Source organism: Nocardioides sp., assembly GCF_036401255.1.
GTDB lineage: Bacteria > Actinomycetota > Actinomycetes > Propionibacteriales > Nocardioidaceae > Nocardioides.
The window spans coordinates 1-7,921 of the sequence record NZ_DASWVI010000217.1; the positions used below are offsets into that span (position 1 = coordinate 1).

The window sequence follows — 7,921 nt, forward strand, 5'->3', positions numbered from 1 at the left end:
CTTCCTGCTGCTGCTGGTCGAGTTCCGCTCGATCTTCGTCCCGATCAAGGCCGCCCTGATGAACCTGCTCTCGGTCGGTGCGGCGTACGGCGCGGTGGTCGCGATCTTCCAGTGGGGCTGGCTCTCGGACGTCTTCGGCGCCCAGCCCGGGCCGATCGAGTCCTTCGCCCCGATGATGCTGTTCGCGGTGCTGTTCGGCCTGTCGATGGACTATGAGGTGTTCCTGCTCAGCCGGGTCCGTGAGGAGTACCTCCGCACCGGTCAGGCCGGCGCCGCGGTCGCCGACGGGATCGCGGCCACGGCCCGGGTGATCACCGCCGCGGCCTCGGTGATGGTGGTGGTCTTCGCCAGCTTCCTGCTCAACGACGACCGGGTCGTGAACCTGTTCGGCTTCGGCCTGGCGGTCGCGATCGCGATCGACGCGACCCTGGTCCGGCTCGTCCTCGTCCCCGCGCTGATGGCGGTCGCCGGCCGCCTGGCCTGGTACATGCCACGCTGGATGGACCGGATCCTGCCCAAGATCGAGCTCGAGCCACACCCGGTCGACCCGTTCGAGGAAGGCCTCGACGAGCTCGACCCCGACCGGCGGGAGATCGTCCTGGCCGGCGCCGGGTCCGAGCAGGCGGGGGAGGCCACACAGCCGGCGGAGCCGGGCCCGGCGGCCACGGGAGCGCACGCCGAGCGGGGCCTCGACGACCCCCGGGCCGCCCTCGACACGCTGCGGGACCTGATCGTGGAACGCGACGCCTACCGGCAGGACTACCTGGAGACCCTGGCCGAGCTGGAGCGGTTCCGCGAGCAGTACGACAACCTGGTCCAGGCGCTGCGCACCGTCCAGGGGGCGGCGATCGGCGGCAACGGCGTACCGCTGGAGACGAGGAGGGGCTCGCGCCGCCGCCGCGTGGACGTCGCGCCGCAGCCGCCGGGCCGCGACGACGGCACGGGCCGGTGATGATCGTGGACCTGGCCTCGACCTGCACCCCGGACGACGCCCACGGCCGGCTCCGGCTGGAGCTGATGAGCGCGGGACGCGAGCTGGTCGCGGCGTTCCAGGCCGGCGGCGACGTCACGGCGGAGCGCGAGCGGGTCGCCAGGGTCTGCGTGACCTCGTTGCTGCCACGGCTCGACGACGACGATGTCTGCCTGCTCGAGGCCTCGCTGCACCCGGAGACCAGGCTGCTGGCCGAGGCCATGCGGGCCCAGATCCGCGCGCTGACCGCGATCACGCAGGAGCTGGGCGGCCCGATCGAGCCGTGGGAGGCGGTCGCCGCCACCCGGGCGCTCTACACGATGCTCTCGGCGTACACCCACCACCACGCGCTGCTGTCCTCAGCGCTGAGCGCCCTGGCCCCCTGAGGCGCTCGGCGCGGCGTCCGCTGCCGGGTCGGCCGCGGTCGCGCGGGCGTCGGCGGCGACGGCCTTCTGCTCCTTGGCCGGCAGCACGAACCGGTAGCCGACGTTGCGCACCGTGCCGATGAGGGTCTCGTTCTCGGGGCCGAGCTTGGCGCGGAGCCGGCGTACGTGCACGTCGACGGTGCGGGTGCCGCCGAAGTAGTCGTAGCCCCACACCTCCTGCAGCAGCTGCTGGCGGCTGAAGACCCGGCCCGGGTGCTGGGCGAGGAACTTCAGCAGCTCGAACTCCTTGAACGTCAGGTCGAGCGGCCGGCCACCGACCTTCGCGGTGTACGTCGCGTCGTCGACCACGACCTCGCCGGAGCGGATCACGTGCGACTCGGGGTCGTCGGCGTCGCGGCGCGCGGCGAGCCGGCCGATGGCGAGCTTGATGCGGGCCTCGAGCTCGGCGGGGCCGCAGGTGTGCAGCACGACGTCGTCCATGCCCCAGTCGTGGAGGACGACGGCGAGCCCGCCCTCGGTGCACACGAGGAGGACGGGCACGTCGGTGCCGGTGGTGCGGATCAGCCGGCACAGGTCGCGGGCGTGGGCGAGGTCGCCGCGTCCGTCGACGAGCAGCAGGTCCGCGTCGGGCGCCTCGAGGAGCGCGCTGCCCTCGGCGGGCAGGATCTTGACCTGGTGGCCGAGCAGGGCGAGGGCGGGCAGCACCTCGGCGGACGGCTGCAGTGCGCTGGTGAGCAGCAGGAGCGTGCTCATGACTGGTCTCCTCCCGTTGGGGCGGGGGAGCCGAAACGCAGCGCTGGGCTTCGGCGGAGTGATCTGGTCGTGAAGAATAGCGAACATGGACGTCGCCGTGGATCCGTCGCAGCATGCTGAGACCGACGTCATCCGCGTGCACTACTGGGCCTCGGCCCGCGCCGCGGCCGGCGTCATCGGTGACGACCTCGTCGTCGACGGGCCGATCACGCTGGCCGAGGTCGTCGCCCGCGCGCTCGCCCTGCACCCCGGCACCCGGCTGCCCGACGTGCTCGCGATCTGCTCGACGCTGGTCGGCGACCGCCCGGTCAACAGCGAGGACCCCGGCGCCGTCGTGGTCGAGCCGGGCTCGTCGGTGGAGTTCCTGCCCCCGTTCGCCGGCGGCTGACGCCGCCCTCGCCGCCCTCCCGCCGGTCTGGACCGGCTAGTGCTCCCATGCTCCCAGGGGTATGACTCACGTCACACCCGGTCGGGAGGGCCGGGTGCTCTGCGGAAGGGGAGGGACGCATGAGGAAGTCGACGAAAGGTGCCCTGGCGGCCGCGGCCGCGGCAGTGCTCTTGATGGGTGGGTTCGGGACGCACGCGGCGTGGAACGACGACGCCGAGGTGCCGGGCGGGGCGATCAGCACCGGCCACCTGAACCTGACCGGATCCTGTGGCGACTGGGACCTGGTCAATGGGCTGACGTCCACGACGTTCACCGATGCCACGCTGACCAACCTGTTCATGGTCCCGGGCGACGTGCTGTCCAGACTGTGCACCTTCACGGTCAACATCAAGGGCGCCAACCTGGCGAACGCGACGCTCTCGTTCGGGCCGGCCCCGCTCGTGAAGGACGGTGTCACGACGCTGACCGATCTGGACGCCAGCGCGACCTTCACCGAGGCCGACGGCACGACGCCGATCCTCGACGGCGCCACGGTGGCCGACAACCAGGTCATCAAGGCGAAGCTGTCCGTCGAGCTCGCCGCCGGTCTCACCGGCCTCCAGGGCCAGGATCTGGCGGGTCTGCTCGACAGCCTCACGGTCACGATCACCCAGGCGTAAGCCGACGGGTCGATGTCCTACGGATCGAGGAGTCGGTCGGTCCTCGCCGGCGTGCTGCGCGCCGGCGAGTGGCTGGTGCTCACGGTGATCGTCGGTGCGGTGCTCGCCGCGGTCGTCGTCCCCCGGTTGGCGGGCGCGACCCCGTTCGCGGTGCTCAGTGGCTCGATGGAGCCGGGCATGCCGCCGGGGACGCTCGTCATCGTCAGGGACGTTGATCCGGCGAGCATCGGCACTGGCGACGTCATCACGTTCATGCCGCGCGCCAACGACCCGTCGGTGGTCACCCACCGGGTGGTCGGGGTCGGTGTGGACATGTCGGGTGCGCCGACGTTCACCACGAAGGGTGATGCCAACCCGGTGGCGGACGTGGCGCCGGTGCGTGCCGTCCAGCTCGTGGGCCAGCGGTGGTACGCCGTGCCCTACCTCGGCTGGATCGTCGAGGTGCTCACCGCGCGGCAGCGAGCGGTGGGCATCTACCTCGTCGCAGGGGCGCTGATCCTCTACGCGCTGGTGATGTTCGCCGGTGCCTTCCGGGACCGGGTGCGCCGCCCGGAGGCCCACCAGGTCCAGCATGCCTAGCCTCGGCGTGCTGCGCGCGATCGCCGGCCTCGCGGTCGTGCTGCTGCTCACCGTCGACCAGGGGACCTGGGCGCTCTGGAGCGACAGCGGCACGGTGCCCGGTGGTCCCATCCGGACCGGCCGGCTCGACGTCCGCGTGAACGGCCAGGACGCCCTGGCCGACTACGCCCCGCTCGACCTGCCGCAGCTGGTGCCGGGGCAGACGGCGGCGGCGGTGCTGACGGTGAGCAACGACGGCAACGTGCCGCTGACCTGGACGGCCTCGACCGCGGGCACCAACGCCGGCAACGGCCTGCTCGGGGCGCTGATCCTGCGGCTGACCGACGCGACGTCCACCGGCGGCTCGACCTGCGGCGGCTCCGCGCTGCCGGGGTCGGCCACCACGGCCGGCGGCGCGCTGCTGGCCACGGCGCGCACGCTGGCACCCGGAGCCTCGGAGCAGGTGTGCGTGCAGGTGGGCCTGCCGGCCGGCGCGTCGAGTGCCCTCGCGGCCGCCGCCACGGACCTGACGATCTCGGTCGAGGCGGCCACCGGATCGTGGTCCGACACCGCAGACATCGCCGGGGTCGGCCTGGCGGCGGTGCCGCTCACGCCGCCGACCGTCACCTGCACCGGCGTGCTGGGCCTCAACCTCACGATGACCTGGGCGGAGGTGCCCGGCGCGAGGGAGTACCGCGTCTTCGACGTGCTCGGCGCCCTCATCCAGACCGTCCCGGCCGGCGGGCTCCTCCAGGCGACCCTGGGGGCGCTGACCGGGGCCACGGTCAAGACGGTGTTCGGCGACGAGTGGGTCTCGCCCGGGGCCGGCTGCTGAGCCCGCCCGCCTCGCTGTAACGCCGTGTTACCCCTCCTTCCGACCATGCTGCAACACGGTCGCAGGAAGGGGTAACATGGCGTTACAGCAAGAGTTACAGCAAGCGAGGGCCGCCCCCTCGCGGGGACGGCCCTCGGTGTGGGCGGGGGTGCGGTGGCTCAGGCCTCGATCGCGGTGCGCTCGGAGTCGGACGAGCCGACCTGCACCTGGATCTTGCGCGGCTTGGCCTTCTCGGCGACCGGGACGACCAGGCGCAGTACGCCGTCGGCGTACGCCGCCTCGATGTGCTCCAGGTCGAGGTTGTCGCCCAGGACCAGCTGGCGGCTGAACATGCCGCGCGGACGCTCGGAGGCCAGCGCCTCCCAGTCGCCGTTGCGCGCGACGCGCTCGGCGCGGACGGTCAGCACGTTGCGCTCGACGTCGAGGTCGATGCTCTCCTTGCTGACGCCCGGCAGGTCGAACTCGATCACGAAGCGGTCGCCCTCACGCCAGGCGTCCATCGGCATCACCGCGGGACGGTTCGTGGTGCCGAAGATCTGCTGGGTGAGTCGGTCGAAGTCCCGGAACGGGTCGGTGGTGCGCAGCAACATCACGTGTCCTCCTCAGGTTCGTTCGGTGGTGCTACCTGTATCAACCGTTATAGGTTTCATATATTCCAAGTGTGAGGCAAAATCAAGACCCTGAGCGCGGAGGAGGACGACGGATGGCCGAGCGCACCCGCGGCGTGTTCGCGATCTCGGTGGCGGCCGAGATGGTCGCCATGCAGATCCAGAACCTCCGCGTCTACGAGCGCCGCGGCCTGGTCGACCCCGACCGCACCGCCGGCGGCACCCGCCTCTACAGCCCGGCCGACATCGAGCGGCTGCACCGCATCCGCGAGCTGCTCGCCGAGGGCCTCAACCTCGCCGGCATCGCCCAGGTGCTCCGCCTCGAGGACCGGGTGCGCCGGCTCGAGGGCGAGGTCGACCGGCTACGCGGCCGGCGTACGCCGTAGCCGCCGCACCACCCACACCGCCGCGGCGCCCAGCAGCCCGCCGAGGGTGTTGGCGACGACGTCGACGAACGCCGCCGAGCGGTCCGGGAGGAACAGCCCCTGGGCCAGCTCGACCGCGCCCGCGGCCACGAATGCGTACGCCGTCCAGTCGCGCCACGTCAGCCGCGGCCACAGCAGCGACCCGAGGGCCGACACCGGCGTGATCATCAGCGCGTTGGCCACGAACTCCCAGCGCGACGGCTCCACCATCCACGCCGGCGCGCCGAGCCGGTCGGCGAGGTCCGCGGTCCACGACGCCCCCGAGGACGGCACCGCCCCGGACGGCACCAGCAGCACGAACGCCAGCGCGGCCCCGTAGGCGACGAGCACGACGGCGAGCGTCCGTCTCGAGATCGCTGGGGCCACGGGGGCAACGCTCTCAGGTGCGGTGGAATGCGGGGGTGGTTTCGCTCGTTGCGCCTGGCATGAGCACCGGTGCGTGGATCGTGATCGCCGCGGTGGCCCTCGCGGTCGCCTTCGGCTCCTACCGCGCGCTCACCGACGGCCGGTTCCGCGGCACCCACCGCGTCCGCGACGCCGAGCCGACGCCGGTGGTTGAGGAAGGCGCGCTAGCGCCTGTCTCGAAACCACCGACCCCCTGGTCCCACGTCACCGCCGCCCTCCCCGACGCCACGTTGGGCGAGCAGGCCACGCTGCTGCAGTTCTCCTCGGCGTTCTGCGCGCCGTGCCGCGTCACCCGCCGCACGCTCACGGAGGTCGCCGGGATCGTCCCGGGCGTCGAGCACCTCGAGGTCGACGCCGAGCACCACCTCGACCTGGTGCGCGCCCTCGGCATCATGCGTACGCCGACCACGCTGGTCCTCGACGCGTCGGGCCGCGAGGTCACCCGCGCGGTCGGCGCGCCGCGCAAGGACCAGGTGATCGCCGCGCTGGGCGCGACCTGATGTCCAGACCGTGGACGACCGTCTCGAATACAGAGACGCCTGGTGTCGCCGGGCCGGACCCGGCGCCTACGGTGTTCGCCATGTCCTCGACCATGCTGACCAAGCGCCGCGCAGTGGACCACTGCCGCACGCGCTCGTCGCTGTGTCGAATGCGCTGACCGCGAGTCGCGCACCTCTCCTCTCGAACCACCGAGCTCAGCTCCGCTGACCTCGACCGGGAGTCCCGCCCGCCGGCGTGCCGCGACCCGCCCGCCCCCGGCCGGCCATCCGATCCCGTCAGCAGGAGAGACATGTCCACGACCCAGCAGCAGTCCCAGCAGACCCGCGCCGCCGGGATCGACCCCCGCGGGCCCCAGTTCGCCGCGGCCGTGACCTCGGCCGTGCTGATCGCGGTGCTGCTCCGCGCCCCCGGCCCGGCCGCGATCGCCGTGCTGGCCCTCCAGGCGGCGGTGTTCGCGATCGGCGCGGCCCGCGGGGTGCAGCACACGCCGTACTCCTGGGCCTTCCGCACCCTGGTCCGGCCCCGCCTCGCGGCCCCCGACCACCTGGAGGACCCGGCGCCGCCGCGGTTCGCCCAGACCGTCGGGCTCGGGTTCGCGGTCGTCGCGCTGGTCGGCTTCCTCGCCGGCGTCGACCTCCTCGGGCTGGTCGCGACCGGCTTCGCCCTGGTCGCCGCCCTGCTCAACGCACTGTTCCGCTTCTGCCTCGGCTGCGAGCTGTACCTCCTCACCAAGCGCCTCACCGCGCACTGACCGGACTCGGTGGTCGAGTAGCGAGCGCCAGCGAGCGTATCGAGACCCCGCCCCAGCACACACCCACACAAGACCCCGCAGCCACCCGCTGCACACGAAAGGTAGACACCATGAGCCGCGAGACATCCCTCGTCACCGCCCAGTGGGTGGAGGAACACCTGGACGACCCGAAGGTGGTGCTCGTCGAGGTCGACGAGGACACCACCGCCTACGACAAGGGCCACATCAAGGGTGCGGTCAAGCTCGACTGGACGACCGACCTGCAGGACCAGGTGCGCCGCGACTTCGTGAACAAGCAGCAGTTCGAGGCCCTGCTCTCCGAGCGCGGCATCGCCAACGACGACACGGTCGTGCTCTACGGCGGCAACAACAACTGGTTCGCCGCCTACGCCTACTGGTACTTCAAGCTCTACGGCCACCAGGACATCAAGCTGCTCGACGGCGGCCGCAAGAAGTGGGAGCTCGACTCGCGTGAGCTCACCGAGGCGCTGCCGGACCGCCCCCGGACGACGTACTCCGCCACCGAGCAGGACACCTCGATCCGCGCGTTCCGCGACGAGGTCGTCGCCGCGATCGGCACCCAGAACCTCGTCGACGTGCGCAGCCCCGACGAGTACGCCGGCCGGCTGCTCGCCCCGGCCCACCTGCCCCAGGAGCAGGCGCAGCGCGCCGGCCACATCCC

The 7,921-nt window shown here is 72.3% G+C and carries 13 protein-coding genes; 10 read left to right on the plus strand and 3 right to left on the minus strand.

Going from position 1 to position 7,921, the window contains the following annotated elements; translation table 11 throughout:
* Both VGD85_RS10180 and VGD85_RS10185 read left to right on the plus strand, forming a co-directional pair.
* Nucleotides 1-952: MMPL family transporter (locus VGD85_RS10180; RefSeq protein ID WP_331063324.1), on the plus strand; the 952-nt coding region annotated here is incomplete at its 5' end.
* The gene (locus tag VGD85_RS10185; protein ID WP_331063325.1) at nt 952-1,356 is read left to right on the plus strand and encodes a hypothetical protein; all 405 of its coding nucleotides are present in this window, start codon (nt 952-954) and stop codon (nt 1,354-1,356) included. The genes VGD85_RS10180 and VGD85_RS10185, both read left to right, overlap by 1 nt.
* On the opposite strand, the gene VGD85_RS10190 is transcribed toward VGD85_RS10185, so the two are convergent.
* Nucleotides 1,330-2,109: a response regulator transcription factor gene (locus VGD85_RS10190; RefSeq protein WP_331063326.1), complete on the minus strand. Its 780-nt coding sequence runs from the start codon at nt 2,107-2,109 to the stop codon at nt 1,330-1,332. The genes VGD85_RS10185 and VGD85_RS10190 overlap by 27 nt on opposite strands.
* An 85-nt stretch (nt 2,110-2,194) precedes the next feature.
* On the opposite strand from VGD85_RS10190, the gene VGD85_RS10195 reads away from it, so the two are divergent.
* The 4 genes from VGD85_RS10195 (at nt 2,195) to VGD85_RS10210 (ending at nt 4,549) form a co-directional block, all read left to right on the plus strand.
* On the plus strand, nt 2,195-2,497 hold the full coding sequence (locus tag VGD85_RS10195) for a MoaD/ThiS family protein (protein ID WP_331063327.1): 303 nt from the start codon (nt 2,195-2,197) through the stop codon (nt 2,495-2,497).
* Nucleotides 2,498-2,616: 119 nt separating this feature from the next.
* Entirely contained in the window at nt 2,617-3,156 is a 540-nt protein-coding gene (locus VGD85_RS10200; RefSeq protein WP_331063328.1) for an alternate-type signal peptide domain-containing protein, read from the plus strand.
* A gap of 12 nt (nt 3,157-3,168) precedes the next feature.
* Nucleotides 3,169-3,735 carry a signal peptidase I gene (locus VGD85_RS10205; RefSeq protein WP_331063329.1) on the plus strand — a complete coding sequence of 189 codons (567 nt, stop codon included), beginning with the start codon at nt 3,169-3,171 and terminating at the stop codon, nt 3,733-3,735.
* A complete protein-coding gene (locus tag VGD85_RS10210; protein WP_331063330.1) occupies nt 3,728-4,549 on the plus strand; it encodes a SipW-dependent-type signal peptide-containing protein in 822 nt (273 codons plus the stop codon). Before VGD85_RS10205 ends, VGD85_RS10210 begins: the two co-directional genes overlap by 8 nt.
* A 158-nt stretch (nt 4,550-4,707) precedes the next feature.
* Here the strand turns inward: VGD85_RS10210 and VGD85_RS10215 are convergent, their stop codons facing one another.
* Nucleotides 4,708-5,139: an HSP20 family small heat-shock protein gene (locus VGD85_RS10215; RefSeq protein WP_331063336.1), complete on the minus strand. Its 432-nt coding sequence runs from the start codon at nt 5,137-5,139 to the stop codon at nt 4,708-4,710.
* 113 nt (nt 5,140-5,252) lie between these two features.
* Here VGD85_RS10215 and VGD85_RS10220 point away from each other — a divergent pair, with 113 nt between their 5' ends.
* Nucleotides 5,253-5,543 carry a MerR family transcriptional regulator gene (locus VGD85_RS10220; protein WP_331063331.1) on the plus strand — a complete coding sequence of 97 codons (291 nt, stop codon included), beginning with the start codon at nt 5,253-5,255 and terminating at the stop codon, nt 5,541-5,543.
* On the opposite strand, the gene VGD85_RS10225 is transcribed toward VGD85_RS10220, so the two are convergent.
* Nucleotides 5,520-5,948, minus strand: coding sequence for a VanZ family protein (locus VGD85_RS10225; protein ID WP_331063332.1), 429 nt, complete (start codon nt 5,946-5,948; stop codon nt 5,520-5,522). The genes VGD85_RS10220 and VGD85_RS10225 overlap by 24 nt on opposite strands.
* Before the next feature lie 59 nt (nt 5,949-6,007).
* On the opposite strand from VGD85_RS10225, the gene VGD85_RS10230 reads away from it, so the two are divergent.
* The 3 genes from VGD85_RS10230 to VGD85_RS10240 form a co-directional block, all read left to right on the plus strand.
* A complete protein-coding gene (locus VGD85_RS10230; RefSeq protein ID WP_331063333.1) occupies nt 6,008-6,487 on the plus strand; it encodes a thioredoxin family protein in 480 nt (159 codons plus the stop codon).
* A gap of 290 nt (nt 6,488-6,777) precedes the next feature.
* Entirely contained in the window at nt 6,778-7,239 is a 462-nt protein-coding gene (locus VGD85_RS10235; protein WP_331063334.1) for a DUF4395 domain-containing protein, read from the plus strand.
* A gap of 110 nt (nt 7,240-7,349) precedes the next feature.
* Nucleotides 7,350-7,921, plus strand: a 572-nt coding sequence (locus VGD85_RS10240) for a sulfurtransferase (RefSeq protein ID WP_331063335.1), incomplete at its 3' end; no start/stop codon positions are given.

Bases quoted from the DNA above. Each gene is read 5' to 3' on its own strand.
- VGD85_RS10185 (WP_331063325.1), top strand. From the start codon at position 952: ATGATCGTGGACCTGGCCTCGACCTGCACCCCGGACGACGCCCACGGC.
- VGD85_RS10190 (WP_331063326.1), bottom strand. From the start codon at position 2,109: ATGAGCACGCTCCTGCTGCTCACCAGCGCACTGCAGCCGTCCGCCGAG.
- VGD85_RS10195 (WP_331063327.1), top strand. From the start codon at position 2,195: ATGGACGTCGCCGTGGATCCGTCGCAGCATGCTGAGACCGACGTCATC.
- VGD85_RS10200 (WP_331063328.1), top strand. From the start codon at position 2,617: ATGAGGAAGTCGACGAAAGGTGCCCTGGCGGCCGCGGCCGCGGCAGTG.
- VGD85_RS10205 (WP_331063329.1), top strand. From the start codon at position 3,169: ATGTCCTACGGATCGAGGAGTCGGTCGGTCCTCGCCGGCGTGCTGCGC.
- VGD85_RS10210 (WP_331063330.1), top strand. From the start codon at position 3,728: ATGCCTAGCCTCGGCGTGCTGCGCGCGATCGCCGGCCTCGCGGTCGTG.
- VGD85_RS10215 (WP_331063336.1), bottom strand. From the start codon at position 5,139: ATGTTGCTGCGCACCACCGACCCGTTCCGGGACTTCGACCGACTCACC.
- VGD85_RS10220 (WP_331063331.1), top strand. From the start codon at position 5,253: ATGGCCGAGCGCACCCGCGGCGTGTTCGCGATCTCGGTGGCGGCCGAG.
- VGD85_RS10230 (WP_331063333.1), top strand. From the start codon at position 6,008: ATGAGCACCGGTGCGTGGATCGTGATCGCCGCGGTGGCCCTCGCGGTC.
- VGD85_RS10235 (WP_331063334.1), top strand. From the start codon at position 6,778: ATGTCCACGACCCAGCAGCAGTCCCAGCAGACCCGCGCCGCCGGGATC.